Source organism: Streptomyces sp. NPDC058373 (assembly GCF_042723275.1).
Classification (GTDB): domain Bacteria; phylum Actinomycetota; class Actinomycetes; order Streptomycetales; family Streptomycetaceae; genus Streptomyces.
The window spans coordinates 48,654-69,674 of record NZ_JBHXJE010000015.1; the positions used below are offsets into that span (position 1 = coordinate 48,654).

Here is a 21,021-nt window from a genome sequence, read left to right on the forward strand (position 1 = left end):
TCAGCTCCGGGTCAGCTTCTTGTAGGTGGCACGGTGCGGACGGGCCGCGTCGGCACCGAGCCGCTCCACCTTGTTCTTCTCGTACGACTCGAAGTTGCCCTCAAACCAGAACCACTTGGAGTTGCCCTCGTACGCCAGGATGTGCGTGGCGACGCGGTCCAGGAACCACCGGTCGTGGGAGACGACCACGGCGCAGCCGGGGAACTCCAGCAGGGCGTTCTCCAGCGAGGAGAGGGTCTCGACGTCCAGGTCGTTGGTGGGCTCGTCGAGGAGGAGGAGGTTGCCGCCCTGCTTGAGGGTGAGCGCGAGGTTGAGGCGGTTGCGCTCACCGCCGGAGAGGACGCCGGCGGGCTTCTGCTGGTCCGGGCCCTTGAAGCCGAAGGCGGAGACGTAGGCGCGGGAGGGCATCTCGACCTGGCCGACGTTGATGTAGTCGAGCTCGTCGGAGACGACGGCCCACAGCGTCTTCTTCGGGTCGATGCTGGCGCGGCTCTGGTCGACGTAGCTGATCTTGACGCTGTCGCCGACCTTGATGGAACCGGAGTCCGCTTCCTCCAGGCCCTGGATCATCTTGAAGAGCGTGGTCTTGCCGGCGCCGTTCGGGCCGATGACGCCGACGATGCCGTTGCGCGGGAGGGTGAAGGAGAGGTCGTCGATGAGGACCTTGTCACCGAAGGCCTTGCTGAGGTGCTCGACCTCCACCACGACGCTGCCCAGGCGGGGGCCCGGCGGGATCTGGATCTCCTCGAAGTCCAGCTTCCGCATCTTGTCGGCCTCGGCCGCCATCTCCTCGTACCGGGCGAGGCGGGCCTTGGACTTGGCCTGGCGGCCCTTGGCGTTGGAGCGGACCCACTCCAGTTCGTCCTTGAGGCGCTTGGCGCGCTTGGCGTCCTTCTGCCCCTCGACCTTGAGACGGGTCTGCTTGGTCTCCAGATACGTGGAGTAGTTGCCCTCGTAGCCGATGGCGCGGCCGCGGTCGAGCTCCATGATCCAGCCCGCGACGTTGTCCAGGAAGTACCGGTCGTGGGTGATGGCGACGACGGTGCCCGGGTACTGGGCGAGGTGCTGCTCCAGCCAGTTCACCGACTCGGCGTCCAGGTGGTTGGTGGGCTCGTCGAGGAGGAGCAGGTCGGGCGCCTCCAGGAGGAGCTTGCAGAGCGCCACACGGCGCTTCTCGCCACCGGAGAGGTTGGTGACGGCCGAGTCGCCGGGCGGGCAGCCCAGGGCGTCCATGGCCTGCTCCAGCTGGGCGTCGAGGTCCCAGGCGTTGGCGTGGTCGAGCTCCTCCTGGAGCTTGCCCATCTCCTCCAGCAGCGCGTCGGAGTAGTCCGTCGCCATCTGCTCGGCGATCTCGTTGAACCGGTCGAGCTTGCCCTTGGTCTCGGCGACGCCCTGCTGGACGTTCTCCATGACCGTCTTGGTCTCGTCGAGCGGCGGCTCCTGGAGGAGGATGCCGACGGTGTATCCGGGGGAGAGGAACGCGTCGCCGTTCGACGGCTGCTCCAGGCCGGCCATGATCTTCAGCACCGTGGACTTACCGGCACCGTTGGGCCCGACGACGCCGATCTTCGCGCCGGGGATGAAACTCAGCGTGACGTCGTCGAGGATCACCTTGTCGCCGTGCGCTTTACGCGCCTTGCGCATGGTGTAGATGTACTCAGCCAAGAGAAACCGTCCGGCAGTCTGGATCAGGCGTGTGGGTGGTCAGCTCCGCCGTGTGGGCAGATACACCCATCTTGCCGCACGGGCGCCGCACGGCGAAAACGGGTATCACAGGGGGCTCGCGGTACGACGGCGGCCCGGGGCACCGGTGGGCCGCCGGAGGGCGGCCCGGACGTGCGGAACGCCGGGGCCCGTCGGGTGGACGGGCCCCGGCGCCGGGGCGCGGAACCCAGGTCAGGGCAGGGTCCCGCGATGTCCGCCGGTCGCCGGGGCGCCGGCGGACACCAGGTGGCGCTGGCGCGCCGGGATCGGTCAGCTCTCGGCGGAGACCTTCTTACGGCGGAGCAGGAAGACGGTCGCGCCACCGATCACCACGAGGGCGACGGCGATGCCGCCGATGACCGGGGTGGCGCTGGAGCCGCCGGTGGCGGCCAGGTCCTGGCCGTCGCCGCCGGCCGGGGTGCTGCCCGCCGAGGCGGGGCTGGGCTCGCTGGACGGCTGGGCGCCACCACCGGCTCCGGTCTCACCGGCGGTCTTGCAGTCGAGGACCCCGGTGACGCGCTTCTCGAAGCCGTTCGGACCCGTGATGGTGAAGTCGTACGCCTGGTCCTCCTTGAGGGGAACCGTGACGGTCTGCGTCTTGCCCGCGGCGATGGTGTGCTTGGCGCCCATCAGCTCGAAGGTGAAGTCCTCGTCACCCTGGTTGGAGGCGGTGAGGTCGATGCCCGAGGCGGAGCAGTTCTTCTCGGCGGAGAGCGCCGGGATCGGGCCCTTGCCCGCCCAGTGCGCGGTGGCCGTCGCGGAGACGGTCGACTCGCTGGAGCCGGCCAGGATCTGGGTCTGGCTCTTGGTCTCCGAGGCGAAGGCGCGGCCGACCGGGACGGTCGTGGAGGCCTGCACGGTCAGGGCGGCGCTGCCGCTCTGCTCGGCCCCCTCCTCGGCGGCGGGCACGTCGAAGAAGAGGCGGCTGCCGTCGGCGGCCTCGGTGACGGGCTTGCCCGCCTCGTCGACGACGGTGACCCCGGCGGCGGCGTCGGCCGGGCCGGTGACGCTCACGCTGTCGGCGTCGGTGTGGACGGTGACCGGGCCGAGCTTCTCCCCGGCCTTGCCGGAGACGGCCGGCGGGTCGAGCGTGAGGGAGGCCTTCGGCTCAGCCAGCGCCTGGGCGCTCTTCTCCAGGTAGTCGGCGAGCTTCTCGGCGGCCGGGTCGAGCGCCTCGACGTCGGCGCCGTCCGAGTAGCGCCAGATGGCCACCTGGGTGCCGGCGGCGGCGGTCTTCTCGGTCAGCGACCCCGCGCCGGCCTTGGCGGCCAGGTCCGCGAGGTCGTTGACCTGCGGGTAGGAGTTCTGGAGGATCCAGCGGATCTTCCCGGCGTCCTGGTTGGAGTTGAGGGAGGTCGCGTCCCAGCCGGTCTCCCGGTACTTGGCCTCCTTCTGCGTGGGGTTGTGTATGTCGATGCAGTACGTCTGGAGCGAGCCGCCGCCGTCGACCACCATCTCGAAGAGTCCGGCGGACACCTTCTGGTCGCCACCCTGGCCGTGGATGACGGCCTGGTCGTAGGTCTTCAGTCCGCTCAGCGTGGCCGACGCGCCACCGGGGTGCCCGGCCGCCGCCTCATCGGCCACCGCGGTGCCGGCTCCGGTCAGGACACCCGCCGCGACCAGGCCCGACGCCAGGGTCGCCGCCGTCAGGCGTGAAACAGCCCGACTTCTAACAGAAAACATGCAATTCCCCTCCGGGCAGGACGCGTTCACGAGGGGGGAAGTCGTCCCGCCAGCAGAATCAAGTGCCCCGTGAGCTATGCCGGGCATCTTATGGAGGCGAAAGCGGGCCCTTGCCCACGAGAGCGCTCGGCCAATCGATCCGCGTCGTAATCGTTATTGCCGGGCCGTCAGAAGTCGGCGGAATGACGCGCAATGAAGGCATAGACGGCTCTTGGGGAGGGGGCGGGGGTTGTTGGGTGTATGGGGCAGCGACGGGGGTGGCGGGGCTGCCGTCCCGGGGGCCCTCCCCCCTCCCCCCTGCCCTCCCCCCCTCCCCTCCCCGAGCCACCGGCACCGCCACCCGCCACCCACCACCCGCCACCCGGCACGCCCGTCATCCTGTTCCCGTACACCGCCGACAGGCTGAGTGACGGGGTCAGGCGCGGCGGCGTCAGAAGCACCATGTGCCAGGTGCCAGGTGCCAGGCGGCAGGTGTCAGAGGCGAGTGTCAGAAACGACGGGTATCAGAGGGCGACCGACATCACGCACCCCCGGTATCAGAAACACCCGGCGCCGGAGGAAGCGCACCAACGTCAGGCCCGGTCTCCCCGTCACTCCGGACACCGGTGTCCGGCTCAGCTTTCGCCCTGCCTCGCTTCCTGGTGCCCGCCTGGCCCTTCGACGTGGCCCGCCCCCGCCGGCGCCCCTCGACCTCCGCTTCGGCTCCTGCCACCACCATCGGGCCGACGTCAGCCTGATCTCTCGTAGCCGTAGCCGTAGCCGTAGCCGTGGCCGTGTCCACGCCTCCGCCCTCGCCCCCATCCGCTTCCCCGTCCCCGTCCGCCCCCGCCGAGGCAGTCCCCCCGCCCCGCGCACCCCATTCCCCTCCGGCCGCCACCCCGCTCGCGCTCCAGTCGGGCTCGGTCACGGGCCGCGTCGACTCTGTCGCGCCTCCCTCGTCAGGCGCCCCTCCCCCGTCAGGAAAGCCGCTGTCCCCGCCTCCCGCCGCCCGCTGCGCCGCCGAGGCCGAGCGGGTGTCCTGGGTCCCGTTGGTGGCGGGCCAGGTGCCGGTGGGCCTGCGGACGCGGCGGAAGGCGGCCGTGCCCCGGTTCAGGTCGTGGCCGACCGAGGCGGCGTCGATCTCGGCGGTGGTCCACTGCTGCCCGCCGCGCTCGGTCTCGCGGACCCGCAGGCGGCCCTGGACGATGACGGGCTCCCCCACGGTGATCGAGGCCGTGACGTTGGAGGCGAGCTGCCGGGTGGTCCAGACGGTGAAGAAGCTGGTCGGCCCGTCGGACCAGCCCTGCCGCTGCCGGTCCCAGCGGCGCGGGGTGGCCGCCATCCGGAAACGGGCCATCGGGCCCTGGGCCGATTCCCGGTAGACCGGGGTGGTCGCCACGTTGCCGACCACGGTCACCATCGTCTCGTTCATGCTCATCCACTCCCCGCCAGGTGTGGCGGGAGGCCGCGCGGACCGCCCGCGCCGTCACCTGCCCACCGGTGCGCGGAGCCGCCCCGGAAGGGGGCCGCCCGCGCACCGCCCACTCTGGCCGGGCCGCGAGCACCCCGCCCCGGCCTGTGGGTTACCGGCCGGTTGTGGACAACTCCGCCACCCGGCCCACGCCCCGGCTCCCCGCCGGCCCCCGCGCACTGCCGAGCGCGGACGTCCCGCCCCCGGAACGCGCCGCTCCCCCTGCCCCGCCCACCGGATCGAGCACCCGCGCGTACTGCTCCCGTACCTCCCGGTACCGCAGCAGCTCCGCCGCCACCGGGTCGAGCACCCGGGCGCGCCCGCACCCGGCCGCCGCGTCCCGCAGCACCCGTTCGGCCTCCGCCCCGTACCGCCGGGCCGGTCCCCGGGCGGCCAGCCTGCTGCCGTACTCGACGCACGGACCGCCGACGATGCCGGCCAGCATCAGCAGGACCGGCGGGAGGAGGTCGGGGGTGAACAGCCCCAGGACCTGGCCCAGCAGCCAGATCCCGCCGACCACCTGGAGGAGCGTCATCGACACCTGGGCGAGCACCGCCACGGGCCACCACCCCGGCCGGGGCGGGCGGGTCAGTGCCGCCTCGGGCGCGACCAGCCCGTCCAGCGCCTCGGGCAGCCCCTCGGCGCCCCGCCCTGCGGCCTCCCGCACGGCGCACGCCCACGGGGCGGGCAGCCCCCACGCGGCCTCGTCGGCGACGACGCGGACCGCCTGCTCGACGCGCTGGCGCGCCGTGGTCGCCTCGTCCTCGGGGGCGTCGCCGGGCGGCCGCTCCCCGGGCTGGGGCGCGCGGCGGGTCTCGTACCAGCGCCATAGGCGCAGCCACGGGGTGCCGCAGGCGCGTCCGGCGTTGCGGCGCCAAGCGCGTTCGGCGGCCTGGCCGGCGGCGGCGGCGCCGACGGCCTCGGCGAGGCGGTCGGCGAACTGTTCGCGGGCCTCCTCGCTGAGGCCGACCCGGCCGGTCGGGACGTAGACGGGGCGGAGCCGGTCGGCGGCCGCGTCGAGGTCGGCGCCGATGCGGCGGGCGGCGGCGCGGCGCTCGGAGGTGAGCTGGCCGAGGCAGTCGCGGAGTTCGCCGACGCCGTCGCCGGTGAGGGCGGAGAGCGCGAGGACGGTGGCGCCCGGTTCGCCGTGCTCGCCGAGGGCGATGCCGTCCTCGTCCAGGAGGCGGCGCAGGTCGTCCAGGACCTGGTCGGTGGCGTCCTCGGGGAGCCGGTCGACCTGGTTGAGGACGACGAGGGTGACCTCGGCGTACCCGGCCATCGGCCGCAGGTATCGCTCGTGGAGGAGGGCGTCCCCGTACTTCTCCGGGTCGACCACCCAGATCACCGCGTCCACGTGGGCGAGGATGCGGTCGACGTGGGCGCGGTGCTCGACGGCGGCCGAGTCGTGGTCGGGCAGGTCGATGAGGACCAGGCCGTCGAGGGCGCCGGGGCCGTCGGGGCCCTGGACGGGGCGGCGGCGCAGGCGGCCGGGGATCTCCAGGCGGTCCAGGAGCCCGGCGGCGCCGTCGGCCCAACTGCACGCCAGCGCCGCCGAGGTGGTGGGGCGGCGGACGCCGGTGTCCGAGATGGTCACTCCGGCGAGGGCGTTGAAGAGTGTGGACTTGCCGCTTCCGGTGGCTCCGGCGAGGGCGACGACGGTGTGCCGGCGGGAGAGGCGGCGCCGTGCGGCGGCGTCGTCCAGGACCCGCCCGGCCTCGGCCAGGGTCTCGGCGTCGACGCGTGGCCGGGAGAGCCCGGTCAGCTCGCGCAGGGCGTCCAGACGCGCCGTCAGGTCGTCGTCGCCGTCGCTGTCACCCGCCGTTCCCGAGGTGTACGGCCCGGGGAAGGCGGACCTCACCGGCTGCCCGGGCCCGGCCGCCGCGGCGGCACGCCGGGCGATGAGCCCGTCGTCCCAGGCGCCGGCCCCGGCGGCGGGGGCCGTCTCGGGCCGGGGCGGGACCGCGTGGGGCGGGGTCGCGGGCGCGGCCTTCTCTGCGCGCCCGGCGCGCTCTGCCTTCTTGGCGTCCGCTGCGTTCCTGACGTTCTCGGCGGTGCTGGTCACCGTCACCTCTCCTTCTGAAGGACCGACAGTGCGGCGATGAGTTCGGCCTGTGGCTCGGGATGGACGCCGAGGCTCTCGACGGCGGCCAGGCGCCGCTCCCGTTCGGCGTGCACGGCCCGGTCGAGGTACTGGTCCAGCAGCCGCCCCGCCCGGTCGCGCAGCCGGGCCGCGCCCTGGGCTCCGATGCGTTCGGCGAGGTCCTCCCCGGCGGCGCGGCCCCGGCGTCCGCCGAGCAGGACGGTGCCGAGGAGCCCGGCGACGGCTTCGGGGTCGGGGACGGCGGCCCGCTCGTGGCCGCGCAGTTCGTCCTCGACGTACTCGTCCACCTCGCGCCGCCAGCGCCGTACGGCCATGCCGATCCGGTGTTCGGCGGCCACGTGGTCGGGCGCGGCGGTGGCGAGCCGTTCGGCGCGGGCGGCGGGCTCGGGCCGCCACGCCTCGGCGACGGCGGCGTCGGCGGCGGTGACGGCGCACAGGACGAGGGAGACGAGGCCTTCCACGAGGGAGTCGAGGAGTTCGGTGCCGGTGCAGTCCAGGGGGAAGCTGCGCCAGCGGGTGACGGCGTCGCCGGTCAGGACCTCCCCGTCGGCCAGGCGGGCGCGCAGCCGGTCGTACTGGTCCGCGTACGCGTCCTCGACCGCGCCGCCGAGACGTAGCGCCGCGGCGTACTGGGCGGCGACGGCGGAGGCCAGTTCCGGCATCCGGGCGCGCAGCGAGTCGAGGGCGCCCTCGGCGGTGCGGGACATGGCGTGCTGCCGGGCGTCGGGGTCCTGGGCCCGGTGGGTGAGCCAGGCGCGCAGCGGGGCGACGGCGGTGGCGGGCAGCAGGCCGCCGCCGCCCGCGGACTCGGGGAGTTCGGGGACGGTGAAGCGTGGTACGTCGCCGAGCCCGGCCTTGGTGAGCAGCGCGGCGTAGTGGCGGGAGACCTCGGCGACGAGCTGGTGCGGGACCCGGTCGAGGACGCTGACGAGGGTGGCGTCGTGCTCCTTGGCGGTCCGCAGCAGGTGCCAGGGGACGGCGTCGGCGTAGCGGGCGGCGGTGGTGACCATCACCCAGATGTCGGCGGCGGCGATGAGTTCGGCGGCGAGCAGGCGGTTGCCGGTGACCAGGGAGTCGATGTCAGGGGCGTCGAGGAGGGCGAGGCCGCGGGGCAGGGTGGCGGCGGTCTCGACGCGCAGGACCGGGGCGCCCGCCTCCTCGGTCTGCTCGTCGTCCTCGTCGGGGTCGGGGTCGGGTCCGCTCGCGTGCCGGGTGGGGCGCGGGACCCGGGCGAGCCCCGGGAGGACGCGGTCGGTGCCGAACCAGTGGTGGTCGTCCGGGTGGCAGACCAGGACCGGGGTGCGGGTGGTGGGGCGCAGCACGCCCGCCTCGCTGACCCGGCGCCCGATCAGGGAGTTGACCAGGGTGGACTTGCCCGCGCCGGTGGAGCCGCCGATGACCGCGAGGAGGGGGGCCTCGGGGGCGCGGAGCCGGGGCAGCAGGTAGTCGTCGAGCTGGGCGAGGAGTTCGTCGCGGCTCACCCGGGCCCGGGGGGCGCCGGGCACGGGTAGAGGGAAGCGCGCGGCGGCGACACGGTCGCGCAGGGCGGAGAGAGCGTCCAGGAGCTGAGGCTGTACGTCCAAGGTCACCACAAGCGAAGAATGCCCAATTTTGGAGCGATTTTGAAGCGTATGAGTCGTTTCTGCGTGGCTGTCGCCTGGGCGGCGGGGCTCGAGGACCGACCGCGGGCGCCGGCCGGGCTCGGCGGGGAAGGCCGGCGCCCGGTTGCTCGCGCCGGTTCAGGAGGACCTCAGACGCCGACAGGGGTGAGGGGATGGCCTGCCCTGGAGGCCCCGCAAAGAAAAACGCCTTGCCGTCGCAGCGGACCAACGCACACCAGAACGGACCCGCAACCCCACCCCACGTCGTCGACAACGACGCCCGGGCCACCGACGACGACAGCGTCGCGCTCTTACCCCTTCGGCCACCCGGTGAACGACTCCGGGACCGAGCCGGCGCCCGGACCAACCACCTCGGCGGGCAGCCCCGGTTCCCGGCCTAAGGCGCCGTGCCCACCGACATCTCGGGGCCGGCATCGACCCTCGGCCGGCCCCGGCAAAACACCAACGGGCCCGCGCTCCGTCGAGGAGCGCGGACCCGGTCCCGTCGGCCCGCCGCCGCGGGCGCGACCTCAGGCGTTCTTGAACGTCCAGATGTACGGGGCGGAGTCGCTGTCGACCGACCACTGGACGGTCAGCTCCTTCGCGGCCTCCGGCACCATGAAGGTGTCGCAGATGACGTGGCTCTCGCCGGCCTTCCAGTCCTTGATGTCGGAGTCGGACTCGCAGCCGGGGGCGTCGTCGGAGGCACCGATCAGGATCGTGCCGCGCGCGCCGTCGGCGTACACCTCGATCTCGTCGCCGACGTCCGGGTAGTCCGCCACCGGACCGCCGTCCTTGAGGGTGAACTCGACGTGTGCCACGGCCGGCACCAGGCCCTTGGCCTTCGCCGGGTCGGAGACGAGCTCCTCGGTGTCCTTGGCGGTGCCGACGTCGACCTTCTTGGCGACGATCTCGTACGTGACCTTGGCGTCGCCCTCCTCGAACTCACTGGTGGCCTTCTCGCCGGCCCCCAGCTCGCGGGTCTGCTCCTCCTTCTCCTTCTCCTTGTCCCGCTCCTGCGAGACCGACCCGCCCTTGTCGGTGGTGGCGGCCGCGCCGTCATCCCCGTCGGACCCGCCGCATCCGGTGAGGGCCAGCGCCAGCACGGCGGTGGGGGCGGCTGAGCGCAGCCACAGCTTCTTCTTCGACACGTACAACTCCCTGATAGGCACGGACTGCCACCCCCGCCGCGGCCACTCCCGGAGCACCCGGCGCCTGATTTCGCGCGGCACGCCCGCTTTGTACGGGACAGTCGGCGCACGAGACGTGACGGGGCGTGAACGGGCAGCCCGCACACCCTAGGCAGCCGGTGGACGCGATATGTCCGGCTCCCGCGAGAAGCGCACGACACCTCGACCGAATCCCCTCGGTCCGGGGGCTTCTACGGGAGCGCGTCCCCACTCCCACTCGGAGCGGTCCGCGGGTGACGCCACTGCTCCGTTGCGACGAGCCGCCGCCACCGGACGCGTGAATGCGGCCGGATCATCACATGAATGCGGATGTCACGCCCCCACACGTACGGAGCCGGCCATGCCCCCGCCCTTCCTTCGCCACCCCACCGCCGCCCTCACCGCCACCCTCGCCGCCTGCGCCCTCGCGGCCGGGTGCGCGGCGCCCGAGCCCGCGCCACCCGCGCCCACCCGGGGGGCCGCCGCTCCCCCGGCGCCGGAGCCGCGGCGGTTCACCCTGGTCGCGACCGGCGACATCCTCGCCCACGACGCGGTGATCCGGCAGGCGGCCGCCGACGCCTCGGGCGTGCCCGACCGGGACACGGGACCGGACCCGTTCGCGCCGGAGAACGACGGGCGGTACGACTTCGGGCCGATGCTGGCGGGCGCCCGCGACATCACCGGCGGCGCCGACCTGGCCGTCTGCCACCTGGAGACCATCGTCGGTGAGGACGGCGGGCCGTTCACCGGGTACCCCCTGTTCAAGACGCCGCCGCACGTCGCCCGGGCGATCCGCGGCGCCGGGTACGACACCTGCTCGACCGCCTCCAACCACTCCATGGACGACGGCGAGGAGGGCGTCCGCAGAACCCTGGACGCGCTGGACCGGGCCGACGTGGCACACACCGGCTCGGCCCGCTCGGCGGAGGACCGCGCCCGGCCCCTCCTGCTGCGTGCCGGGGACGCCCGGGTCGCCCACCTCTCCTACGTCCACTGGACCAACAAGGAGATCCCGCCCGGCAGATCCTTCCTCGTCAACGAACTCGACCCGGACCAGGTCGTCGCCGACGCCCGCGCGGCCCGCGCCGCCGGGGCCGACGTGGTGGTGGTCAGCGCGCACTGGGGCACCGAGTGGCAGGAGGCCCCCGACCGGCAGCAGCTCTCCTTGGCCCGGCGGCTCACCGCCTCCCGCACCAAGGGCCGCCGCGACATCGACCTCGTCCTCGGCACCCACGCCCACGTCCCGCAGGCGTACGAGAAGGTCAACGGCGCGTGGGTGGTGTACGGCATGGGCGACCAGGTCGCCGGGAAGATGACCGACCCGCGCGGCCAGCTCGGCTCCGCCGCCCGCTTCACCTTCACCGCGCCCCGGAAGGCGGGGGCCGCCTGGGAGGCGACCTCGGCGGAGTTCGTCCCGCACCGGATGGCCAACGACCCGCTGCGCCTGGTCAACCTCGCCCGCGCCACCGAGGCCGCCGCCCCCGACCCCGAGGACACCGCCGCCCTGGCGGCCGTCCGCAAGGCCGTGCTGGGCCGGGGCGCCGACCGCGACGGCCTGCGGATGGGGCGCTGAGGCTTCCCGCCGGGGGCTGCCCGGGTTCCGTACGGGGTGAGTCGCGGCGGCCGGCCGGGCATCCCGTACGGCATGGCGCCTTTCGCCCGAACCGGGGCGATCGTCGGCCGAGTTGACCTGATCGCCCGCCGTTTCCGATCATTCTCCGGACCGGAGCCCGACATCCGGCGCACGATTCGCCCCGTATGGCGGGAAAAGGGCAGAGATCCAGGTGACGCGGGTATAACGAGTGCACAACACCCGCCGCACAAGCCGCCAAAAGAACTGCGCGATCGCCACTCACCTGCGATTATCGCTGTGCTTCACCGAACCTCCACATCATGCCACGCGCGTGAAGCAACCGGGCCAGGCCGACCGGAGCCCTATCCTTGTGCCCGGCCGCACGCCCCCCGGACCACCCGGTGTCCGGGGCACACCGCACCGGCCCCCGTAGCTCAGTGGATAGAGCAGGCGCCTTCTAAGCGCTTGGCCGCAGGTTCGAGTCCTGCCGGGGGCGCCAGCGCCGCCACACCGAACGGGCGGCGTTCCAGGCGGGTCGGCTCGATCGCTCCCCCGCCTCATCCTCACCCGCGGGTGCCCTGGGCGTCGCAGTCGCCGCCCTCGCGCTGATGGCCGCGGCGGGCGTCGCGGTCGAAGATACCGAGGATCCCGCAGGGTCCGCCCGCGGCACCGAGGAGCCTGGGAGGGCGACGGCTTCTCCGCGGCGGCCCGTGGGCCGGTCAGGCCCTCCGCGGGCAAGCGTCGCTGCTCAGGGCGGGCGGTCGGGTATTAGGATCGGGTTTCATGTCGAAGACTGACGCACTGCTCGTTGACGTCGCCGCGCTGGTGGAGTCCGGGCGCAGCAACCAGATGTCTCTGACCGTGGTCACCGGAGGGGCCGTCGTCACGGGCCGGCTGGCCCCCGAAGCCGTGTGGCGCCAGCGGGTCTCGGAGGTTCTGGCGGACTCGGCCCAACTGGGCGAGTTCTCCACCATTTTCACGGCCGGGCCGCGCCAGGAAGGGCCTCCGACCCATCTCCACTTCCATGTGGCCCGCATCCTCCAGGGCACCGTGGGAATCCCGGAGACGGGCGGCATGTACCGCGTGGCGATCGAGGACGTCAGCGCCTGGACGGTGGGCGACTTCAGCTACTCCGACCACTGACCCGCGCCGCCCCCGGCCTGCGGCGTCACCCCGGGACGCCGGCGGGCGCGGCGTCCCGGGGGACGAGGCGGCAGGTGAAGCCGAGCCGGGCCATCGCCCGGAGGACTTCACCGGCGCTGAAGTCGCGGCGGTCCTGGCGCGTGAGGACCTGTCCGACCTGCTTCGCGGGGTAGCTGCGGCGCCCGATGATCACGGACTCACCGGTGACCGGCTCGGGCTTGACGCCCCGCATCGACTCCAGGACACCGCTTCGGGTGAGGTCGAACGGGAAGCGGGCGATGACACAGCGCATGAGGCCTCACAAGGTAAGGGGGAAGGGACAGCCGTGCGGGGGTGCGGTCCCGGTCAGGCCGCGGTGTCGAAGGCGGGGCGGCGGGCGGCCCCGCGCCGGGTGCGGGCGGGGGCGCCGCGCCTGCGCCGTTCGGTGACCGGCGCGGTGATCGTGACGGGGATGCCGGAGGGTGCCTGCGCGCCGGTGATGCGGTGGAGTGCCGCGTCGTCGGAGCGGAGCTGGGTGGTCTCGGGGACGATGCCCGCGGCCGCCATGAGGCGGGTCATGTCGCGGCGCTGAGGGGGCGTGACCAGCGTGACGACGCTGCCCGACTCGCCGGCCCTGGCGGTACGGCCGCCGCGGTGGAGGTAGTCCTTGTGGTCGGTCGGCGGGTCGACGTTGACGACGAGGTCGAGGTGGTCGACGTGGATGCCGCGGGCCGCGACGTTGGTCGCCACCAGCACGGTGACGTGCCCGGTCTTGAACTGGGTCAGGGTCCGGGTGCGCTGCGGCTGCGACTTCCCGCCGTGCAGGGCGGCGGCCCGCACCCCGTTCTCCAGCAGCTCCCGGGTCAGCCGGTCGACGGCGTGCTTGGTGTCCAGGAACATGATCACGCGGCCGTCGCGCGCGGCGATCCGCGTCGTCGTCCGCTGCTTGTCGGCTCCGTGGACGTGCAGGACGTGGTGGTCCATCGTGGTGACCGCGCCCGCCGACGGGTCGACGGAGTGGACGACCGGGTCGGTGAGGTAGCGGCGGACCAGCAGGTCGACGTTGCGGTCGAGGGTGGCGGAGAACAGCATCCGCTGGCCCTCGGGGCGTACCTGGTCCAAGAGCGCGGTGACCTGCGGCATGAAGCCCATGTCGGCCATCTGGTCGGCCTCGTCGAGGACAGTGGTCGCGACCTGGTCCAGCCGGCAGTCACCGCGGTCGATGAGGTCCTTGAGCCGGCCCGGCGTGGCCACGACCACCTCGGCGCCGCTCCGCAGCGCTCCGGCCTGCCGGCCGATGGGCATACCGCCGACGACGGTGGCCAGGCGCAGCCGCACCGAGCGGGCGTACGGGGCGAGCGCGTCCGTCACCTGCTGGGCCAGCTCGCGGGTGGGGACGAGGATCAGGGCGAGCGGCTGGCGGGGCTCGGCGCGCTTGCCCTCGGTGCGGGCCAGCAGGGCCAGGCCGAAGGCGAGGGTCTTGCCGGAGCCGGTGCGGCCGCGTCCGAGGACGTCGCGGCCCGCCAGGGTGTTCGGCAGGGTCGCGCCCTGGATCGGGAACGGGACGCTCACTCCCTGCGCGGTGAGCGCCGCCAGCAGCGGCGCGGGCAGGGCGAGGTCGGCGAAGGCCTCGACGGCGGGCAGGGCGGGGGTGACCGTCTTCGGCGGGGCGAACTCCCCCTGGGGCGCCGCGGGACGTCGGCCTCCCGAGCGGCGCGGGGCGCCGGACCGGGTCGGCGCGGACCCGCCGGTGCGGCTGCGGAAAGAGCGGTGGTTCGTACGTACGGGGTTCATGTGGAACCTTCCTTGACACGGCACGCGTCAAGGAGGTCCGGCGCCGGTGAGCGGCGGGGAACATCGCGAGAACGAGCCGAAGAGAATGCGGTGGAAAACCGTGCGGTGGAGATGCGGCGGGAGCGGGGAATATCGCGGGGATTTCCCCGGCGGATACCGTCCGCGAAATGTGCCGCGGTCATGTGCGGCGGAATGGCGGCGCCGTCACGCGAAGAGGGGAAAAGCGGAGCTGGGGCCCGCACCCCGAGGGATGCGGGCCCCAGCTACGACGTGCGCGCAGGTGGTCAGACCGGAACGATGTTCTCGGCCGTCGGGCCTTTCTGGCCCTGCGCGATGTCAAAGGTGACCTTCTGGCCTTCGAGAAGTTCGCGGAAACCCTGGTCGGCGATGTTCGAGAAGTGGGCGAACACGTCGGCGCCGCCACCGTCCTGCTCGATGAAACCGAAACCCTTGGCCGCGTGGAACCACTTCACCGTGCCGGATGCCATGTCATGTCTCCTTCGGGGCAGTACGCCGGGGCCCGAGAGGCACGGGCGCCGGGTCGCCGCAATGAGCCCCGCCCGGAGAACGACCGGAAATACCGAACGTGTGCGGCTGCTGGAAATACCGGCGAAAGCACTTCACGTTCCGGGAACCACGACTGCAACTGAGATCGACAGTAGCACGCCCTCACGCCATGCGTACGAAACGGAATTCTCGCCCGTTCGCTGCGGTAAAAACATTCCGCGCACCGGGCGCCAAAGCTTCCTTCGGCGGCCGTAGATATGGGTTCTGCCGCACGGGAACATGTGGAGGGGCCCTGGCGCCATTGGCACCAGGGCCCCGAAGGAACTGCTACACCATCTGCCGACCTTCGTACCGCGTCGGCCTTCTGTGTCCGCGTGCCCGTCCGCGAGGGGACGGGGAGTGCGGGGATCGCGGATGTATGACCGGAGACCACCTGCCTGTCGATGTCCTGCGGTACCCGGGCTCCGTACTGCCGCCCAGGCGATCCTGATGGCGTTCAATCCCTCCGTTCTTCCCTCGGTGTGCACTGCCCGTCGGGCAGTTCCTGCGTACTGCACTCGCTGAACTGCACTTGCTGCACTGCTGGTGGCGGCCCCTGATCACCGCGGGCCACCCGGTCCGGTCGTCAGTCCCGTCGCCGTCCTACGACAACCCTGGCTTCGGAACTCCACCACCGGACCGTCCTGCGTACTGCTGGTCCTGCTGGTACCGCTGCCCGGCAGTTCGTCTCTGCCGGGCCTTGCTCGATCTCGGCTACGACAGAAACCTTAACCACACCGGCCAGCAATGTCTACTTCGGCGGGGACAGGTTTCCGCGTGTCGGGCGAGGAGACTGTCGCCCGGCCGTCATCCCTGGCCGACCTCCCGCAGGCTCGCCAGCAGGGCCAGCGGTGTGGCGGCCGCCCAGGCCTGCGGACTGCACGCGTGCGGGTAGGGGACCGGGCGTGGGTGTTCGGCGCGGGAGTAGCCGGCGAGGACTTCCGGGAGGCGGCCCGCGTGGTGGGCGGCCGTCTCGGTGAGGGCGGCGGTGAGGGCGCGCAGCTCGTCGCGGAGGCCGTGGCGGGCGAGGCCGAGGGCGATGACGGCGTTGTCGTGCGGCCAGGCGCTGCCGCGGTGGTAGGAGAGCGGGTGGTAGCAGGGCTGGCCGGCGGCGAGGGTGCGGATGGCCCAGCCGGTGAAGAAGTCGGGCTCCAGCAGGCGTTGGCCGACGCGCCGGGCGCGCGGGGTGTCGAGGATGCCGGACCACAGGAGGTGGCCCGCGTCCGAGGCGAGCGCGTCGACCTGGCGGCCCGCGCCGTCGAGGGCGAGCGCGGGGAAGTCGGTCTCGGTCATCCAGAAGTCGCGGGCGAAGCGGGCGCGCAGCGCGGCGGCCTCGGCCTCCAGGCGGTCGGCGTAGGCGGGGTCGGACCAGTGGGCGCGGGCGAGGCGGGCGGTGCGGAGCAGCGCGTCGTAGGCGTAGCCCTGGGCCTCGGCGACCGCGATCGGGCCTTCGGCCTGGGTGCCGTCGCGGAAGCAGATGGCCCCGGCGGAGTCCTTCCAGTTCTGGTTGACCAGGCCGTCGGGGTCGGGCTGGTAGACGAGGTAGCCGCCGTCGGCCAGGCCGCCGTCGCGGAACATCCACTCCACGGCGGCGCGGGCGTGCTCCTCCAGGGCCTGGGCGAGTTCCGGCTCGCCGGTGGTCTCGGTGCAGGTGCCGAGAAGGACCAGGAAGAGGGGGGTCGCGTCGATCGAGCCGTAGTAACGGCCGTACGGGACCTGGCGGAAGTGGGCGAGTTCGCCGTGCCGCACCTCGTGGACGATGCGGCCGGGCTGCTCGCCGCGCTCGGGGTCGTAGGAGGTGCCCTGGGTGGCGGCGAGGGCGCGCAGGGTCGCGGCGGCCGGGGCCGAGCGGTACGGCAGGGTGAAGAGCGAGGTCAGGAGCGAGTCGCGGCCGAAGAGGGTGAGGAACCACGGCACTCCGGCGCCGGGTACGGAGACCTCCTCGCCGTCCGGGCCGGTGGCCGGGACCCGCAGGCGGGCGAGGTCGGCGAGGCCCTGGCGGCAGGCGTCGGCGAGGCCCGCGGGCCCGTCGGCGGGCACGGTCGGCGGGGCCTGGCCGAGGAAGTCCGCCGCTTCCGCGCGGACCTGGGCGGCGGCGGAGGCGGGGTCGGTCACCGGCGCCGGCGCCGGGGCGTCGTGCGGGCGGGCCTCGACGCGGAGCAGCAGTTCGGCCTCGCCGTGGGCGGGGAGGGGGAGGTTCCAGGTGAGCCGGTGGGCTCCGGAGCCGGTCGGCTCGACCGATCCCGGGGCCGGGGAGGCGGAGACCACCGTCTGCGACTCCCAGGCCTCGCGGGTGTAGGTGAAGCGCGCTCCGGTGGGCTCGGCGTGGGCCGTGCGGCGGGCGCCCTCCTTGGGGTATCGCCGGTGGTCGGAGCGGAGTTCGAACTGGTCGGCGAAGTCCGCGTCGGCGAGGAGGGCGAGCCGTGCGGTCCGGGGCTCCGGCTGGTTGTTGACCAGGCGGAGCCGCTCCGTCAGGACGCCGGAGGCGACGGCGAGTTCGCGGACGACGGTGTAGGCCGGGGGCTCGTCGCGGGTGCCGGGCGGGGTCAGCACACAGGTCGCCGTGGCCTCCTCCTCCTGGAGGGGGACGAGGACCAGCGGGACACGGTCGTCGACGGTCAGCTCCCAGCGGCTCAGGTGCCGGGCGTCCCGGCGGAAGAGGCCGTCCGGGGTGCTGCCGCCGCGTCCCGTCAGGCCGCCGTCGGGGCCGAGGACGGCGAAGGTCCCGGCGTGTACCAGTGTGGTGTCGGCGGTGGGGCTCACGCCGGGTTCCTCTCTCGTGTGCCGGGTGCGGCGCCGCGCGGCGCGGGGAGGGGCGCGGCGTCCTGCGGGTCGGTCCGCCGGGCCGCGAGCAGGTCGAGGGTGAGCGCCGCCGTCCACCCGAAGGAGCGCGTCCCGCGCGCCTCCCCGGTCCGCGGGTCGACGTACTCGGCGAAGCCGCTGGCGCCCGCCGCGCGCAGCATGGCCGTGCGCAGCCGGTCGGCGTCGGCGGGCCGGCCGTGGCCGCGGAGTCCGCGCTCCACCAGCCAGTTGATGTTGAACCAGGCCGGGCCGCGCCAGTAGCGGGACGGGTCGAAGGAGGGCCCGCGCAGGTCGTAGGAGGGGACGAGGGGGAGGTCGCCGAGGCGGAAGCTGTCGCCGCGGGCGGTGTCCACCAGGGCGTCGGTGATGTGGGCGGGCAGGCCGGGCACGACGAGCGGAACGAGTCCGGCGGCGCTGCGTTCCGCGATGAGCCGGTCGGAGACGAGGTCGCGGCAGAGGAAGAGGCCGTCCTCGGCGGACCACAGGCGGCTCACCAGCGTCCCGGTGAGCCGGGCGGCGCGTTCCTCGTGCGGGGCCGGGTCGCCGCCGGTGGCCTCGGTGATGTGGGCGAGGGCGTGCTCGGAGGCGATGAGCAGCGCGTTGAAGCAGGGGTCCTCGACGGCGAAGGCGTGCGGCCCGGTGTCCTGGTAGCCCGCGTCGCGGTAGTCGGTGGCGAGGCGGACGTACCGGCCGTAGTCGAGGTCGGTGGGGCGCTCGGCCGAGTGGCCGTGGTCCAGGTCGGCGCGGCGGTAGGTCCCGGTGGGGACCGGCTCGACGCGGGCCAGGGGCCCGTCCCAGGCGGGGCTGTTGTCCATGCCGGGCTCCCAGGGGTGGAGCACGGCGGCGAGTCCGGCGCCGCCCAGGTCGCGGGGGCCGGTGAGGTAGTCGTGCCAGGCGGCGAGGCGCGGGCGCAGCCGCTCCAGGAAGCCGCGGGCGCGGGAGGTGGCGGGGTCGGCGGTGTGCGTCAGCCAGGCGGCGAGCGCGTGCACCGGCGGCTGCACGATGCCGGAGGTCTCGATGGCGGCGGGGGCTCCCGCCTGGGCGCCCGCGCGGGAGGAGCGCCAGAAGTCGGGGCTCGGGAAGTAGGCGTCGAGCGGCACGGCCGGGTTGAAGACGATGTGCGGGATGCGTCCGTCGCCCCACTGGGCGGCGGTCAGGGTCTCCAGTTCGCGCTGGGCGCGGCGTGCCGAGAGGTGGCGCAGGCCGATGGCGATGAAGGCCGAGTCCCAGCTCCACTGGTGCGGGTAGAGGCCGTGCGAGGGGACCGTCGAGTCACCGCGCCAGTTGTCGAGCAGGACCCGTGCCGCACCGCGCCGCAGGGTCAGGTCCGCGGCGTCGGTGGGCACGGGAGTGGTGGGCACCGCGGTACCGAGCAGCGTCGTCACGCGCCGGACCTCCGCAGGAAGCCGGGGATCGAGCGGACCGCGTCGAGGGGGTCGCCGTCCAGGCGGCATTCGGCGGCGAGGTAGCCGTCGAAGCCGATGGTGTGCAGCGCCCCGAGCCAGGCCGGCCAGTCGAGGTGGCCGGCGCCGGGCTGGAAGCGGTTGGAGTCGCTGACCTGGGCGTGGCCGATGAACGGCGCGGCGGCGAGGATGGCGGCGGCGGGGTCGCTCTCCTCGATGTTCATGTGGTAGCTGTCGATGCCGATGCGGACCGAGTCCAGGCCGACGGCGCCGATGAGTTCGGCGGCCTGCTCCAGCCGGTTGACCATGTGGTCCTCGTACCGGTTGAGCGGCTCCAGGTACAGGCTGACGCCCTCCTTGCGGGCGTGCTCGCCCAGTTCGGTGAGGCCGGCCAGCAGCACCTCGCGGTCCTGTTCGGCGGAGCGCGGCGGCTCGAAGGGCGGCAGGCGGCGGGAGAACATGCCGTACGAGGCCGGGGTCTGGACGCCGAGCGCGCCGATCTCGGCGGCGACGGAGAGCTGGGACTTCATCTGCTCCAGCGCGTCGCGGCGCAGGTCGTCGTCGAAGGCGGCGAAGAAGTGCAGCATCTCGACGCAGACGGTCGGCATCACCACGCCGTCGGCCACCGCCCGCTTCAGCTCGGGCAGCCGGTCGCGGAAGCGGAAGTCGCCCTGGGAACGCAGCTCGACGGCGTCGAACCCGGCCTCCTGCGCGAAGGCCCATTTCTCCTGAAGGCTCTCTCCGGGGAGGAGTTGTTCCTGGCAGGCGGTCTTCATCATGGCTGCGGACCTTTCGTGCGGGGCGCCGGGCGTGCGTCGCGTGGGGGTGAGGTGTGGGGCGGCGGGCCGTCGTACCGGGCCGGAGACCGTACGGACCCGGAGGCGGTACGGCGGCGGCCGGACGGGCTCAGAAGCTGAGGACGACCTGGAGCGCCTCGGCCGGGCGCTCGTCGAGCAGGACGTACGCCTCGGCGGCCTGGTCGACCGGGACGACATGGCTGACCAGGGACGAGACGTCGACGCGGCCTTCGGCGACCAGCGAGAGGAAGGTCTGCTGAAGCCGTTCGACCGTCCACCGTCCGGCGAGCTGCGGCGGGACCCCGCCGATCTGCGAGCAGACGAGCTGCACCCGGTTGTGGTGGAACTCGTCGCCGAGGCGCAGCCCGGCGCCGTCGCCCTGGTAGAAGCCGGAAGCGACGACCCGGCCGCCGACGGTGACCGAGCGCAGGGCCTCGTGGAGGGCGGGGTAGACCCCGCTGATCTCGATGGCGACGTCCGCCCCGGCGCCGCCGGTGGACGCGCGGACGCGCTCGGCGACGTCGTCGGTCCGGGCGTTGAGGGTGTGGGTGGCGCCGTAGGCGCGGGCGGTGGTGAGGCGGCCGTCGAGGGCGTCGACGGCGGTGACGCGGGCGCCGTTGAGCTGGGCGAGCCGGGTGGTGAGCAGGCCGATGACGCCCTGCCCGAAGACCGCGACGTCCTCGCCGAGGTGGATGTCGGCGGCCAGCACCGCGTTGTACGCGATGGCGCCGACCCGGGCGAAGGCCCCGGCGAGCGGCTCCAGTCCGGCCGGGAGGGTGTGCCCGAGCATCCGCTCGACCGGCACGATCCCCTCGCTGCGGTGCCCCCAGATCCCCCAGACCAGGTCGCCCTCGGCGGGCACGCCCGGCTGCCCGGCCGACTCCGGCGACACCTCGGTGACTTCACCGACCTCGGAGTAGCCCCAGCCGGCCACCGGGTACTCGATGCCCGCCGCACCGTCGCGGAAGAGCCGCGCATCGGCGTCCCAGGTGCGGGTCAGGTACGGGTTGGTGCCCCGGTAGGCGGTGAGCTCCGTGCCCGCCGATATCCCGCTGTAGTGGGTGCGGACCCGCAGGTGGCCGGGAGGGAGTGCGGCGCTCTCGTGCGGGGCGACTTCGACCTGTCGGGGGCCGGTGAACTGGACGACGCTTTCCACGGAATGGCTCCGGAGGTGAGGGGGTGGGGGGCGAGGGGTGATCACTGACTTCGGTCGAAGATATCTCAGAGTTATGTCTTGTCAAGCAGCAAAAGTGGTGCTGAGATGCAGTCACGATCA

General features: G+C 73.5%; 15 protein-coding genes, 1 tRNA gene and 1 pseudogene. 3 read left to right on the forward strand and 14 right to left on the reverse strand.

Going from position 1 to position 21,021, the window contains the following annotated elements; translation table 11 throughout:
* From ettA to ACFWMZ_RS12045, 6 genes are all read right to left on the reverse strand, one after another.
* Entirely contained in the window at positions 1-1,665 is a 1,665-nt protein-coding gene (gene ettA, locus ACFWMZ_RS12020) for an energy-dependent translational throttle protein EttA (protein ID WP_383176829.1), read from the reverse strand.
* Positions 1,666-1,974: 309 nt separating this feature from the next.
* Positions 1,975-3,387: a Cys-Gln thioester bond-forming surface protein gene (locus ACFWMZ_RS12025; RefSeq protein WP_383201130.1), complete on the reverse strand. Its 1,413-nt coding sequence runs from the start codon at positions 3,385-3,387 to the stop codon at positions 1,975-1,977.
* Positions 3,388-3,907: 520 nt separating this feature from the next.
* Positions 3,908-4,798 (reverse strand): single-stranded DNA-binding protein, encoded by an 891-nt coding sequence (locus ACFWMZ_RS12030; RefSeq protein ID WP_383201133.1) that lies wholly within the window; start codon positions 4,796-4,798, stop codon positions 3,908-3,910.
* Positions 4,799-4,949: 151 nt separating this feature from the next.
* A complete protein-coding gene (locus ACFWMZ_RS12035; RefSeq protein WP_383201135.1) occupies positions 4,950-6,899 on the reverse strand; it encodes a GTPase in 1,950 nt (649 codons plus the stop codon).
* Positions 6,900-6,901: 2 nt separating this feature from the next.
* Complete coding sequence (locus ACFWMZ_RS12040) at positions 6,902-8,530, reverse strand: dynamin family protein (protein WP_383201138.1); 1,629 nt, start codon at positions 8,528-8,530, stop codon at positions 6,902-6,904.
* 539 nt (positions 8,531-9,069) lie between these two features.
* Positions 9,070-9,690 carry a hypothetical protein gene (locus ACFWMZ_RS12045; RefSeq protein WP_383176814.1) on the reverse strand — a complete coding sequence of 207 codons (621 nt, stop codon included), beginning with the start codon at positions 9,688-9,690 and terminating at the stop codon, positions 9,070-9,072.
* A 379-nt stretch (positions 9,691-10,069) separates the two neighbouring features.
* Here ACFWMZ_RS12045 and ACFWMZ_RS12050 point away from each other — a divergent pair, with 379 nt between their 5' ends.
* Both ACFWMZ_RS12050 and ACFWMZ_RS12055 read left to right on the forward strand, forming a co-directional pair.
* Positions 10,070-11,281, forward strand: a complete 1,212-nt coding sequence (locus ACFWMZ_RS12050) for a CapA family protein (protein ID WP_383201141.1) — start codon at positions 10,070-10,072, stop codon at positions 11,279-11,281.
* A gap of 423 nt (positions 11,282-11,704) precedes the next feature.
* A tRNA-Arg gene (locus tag ACFWMZ_RS12055) sits at positions 11,705-11,780 on the forward strand.
* Positions 11,781-11,844: 64 nt separating this feature from the next.
* Here ACFWMZ_RS12055 and ACFWMZ_RS12060 read toward each other — a convergent pair.
* Positions 11,845-11,964 (reverse strand): annotated as a pseudogene (locus ACFWMZ_RS12060) (XRE family transcriptional regulator); the annotation flags it as partial.
* Between the two features lie 100 nt (positions 11,965-12,064).
* On the opposite strand from ACFWMZ_RS12060, the gene ACFWMZ_RS12065 reads away from it, so the two are divergent.
* A complete protein-coding gene (locus ACFWMZ_RS12065) occupies positions 12,065-12,424 on the forward strand; it encodes a hypothetical protein (protein ID WP_383201144.1) in 360 nt (119 codons plus the stop codon).
* A gap of 25 nt (positions 12,425-12,449) precedes the next feature.
* On the opposite strand, the gene ACFWMZ_RS12070 is transcribed toward ACFWMZ_RS12065, so the two are convergent.
* The 7 genes from ACFWMZ_RS12070 to ACFWMZ_RS12100 all read right to left on the reverse strand — a co-directional run bounded on the left by ACFWMZ_RS12070 (position 12,450) and on the right by ACFWMZ_RS12100 (position 20,901).
* Positions 12,450-12,716 carry an SCO5918 family protein gene (locus tag ACFWMZ_RS12070; RefSeq protein ID WP_383176676.1) on the reverse strand — a complete coding sequence of 89 codons (267 nt, stop codon included), beginning with the start codon at positions 12,714-12,716 and terminating at the stop codon, positions 12,450-12,452.
* 53 nt (positions 12,717-12,769) lie between these two features.
* The gene (locus ACFWMZ_RS12075; protein ID WP_383201147.1) at positions 12,770-14,197 is read right to left on the reverse strand and encodes a DEAD/DEAH box helicase; all 1,428 of its coding nucleotides are present in this window, start codon (positions 14,195-14,197) and stop codon (positions 12,770-12,772) included.
* 284 nt (positions 14,198-14,481) lie between these two features.
* Positions 14,482-14,685 carry a cold-shock protein gene (locus ACFWMZ_RS12080; protein WP_383176670.1) on the reverse strand — a complete coding sequence of 68 codons (204 nt, stop codon included), beginning with the start codon at positions 14,683-14,685 and terminating at the stop codon, positions 14,482-14,484.
* Positions 14,686-15,550: 865 nt separating this feature from the next.
* Complete coding sequence (locus ACFWMZ_RS12085; protein ID WP_383201150.1) at positions 15,551-17,506, reverse strand: glycogen debranching N-terminal domain-containing protein; 1,956 nt, start codon at positions 17,504-17,506, stop codon at positions 15,551-15,553.
* On the reverse strand, positions 17,503-18,930 hold the full coding sequence (locus ACFWMZ_RS12090; protein WP_383201153.1) for a hypothetical protein: 1,428 nt from the start codon (positions 18,928-18,930) through the stop codon (positions 17,503-17,505). The genes ACFWMZ_RS12085 and ACFWMZ_RS12090 overlap by 4 nt, the downstream gene beginning before the upstream one ends.
* Positions 18,927-19,727 (reverse strand): sugar phosphate isomerase/epimerase family protein, encoded by an 801-nt coding sequence (locus ACFWMZ_RS12095; protein ID WP_383176664.1) that lies wholly within the window; start codon positions 19,725-19,727, stop codon positions 18,927-18,929. Before ACFWMZ_RS12095 ends, ACFWMZ_RS12090 begins: the two co-directional genes overlap by 4 nt.
* 127 nt (positions 19,728-19,854) lie before the next feature.
* On the reverse strand, positions 19,855-20,901 hold the full coding sequence (locus ACFWMZ_RS12100; RefSeq protein ID WP_383201156.1) for a zinc-binding alcohol dehydrogenase: 1,047 nt from the start codon (positions 20,899-20,901) through the stop codon (positions 19,855-19,857).
* Positions 20,902-21,021 lie beyond the last annotated feature (120 nt).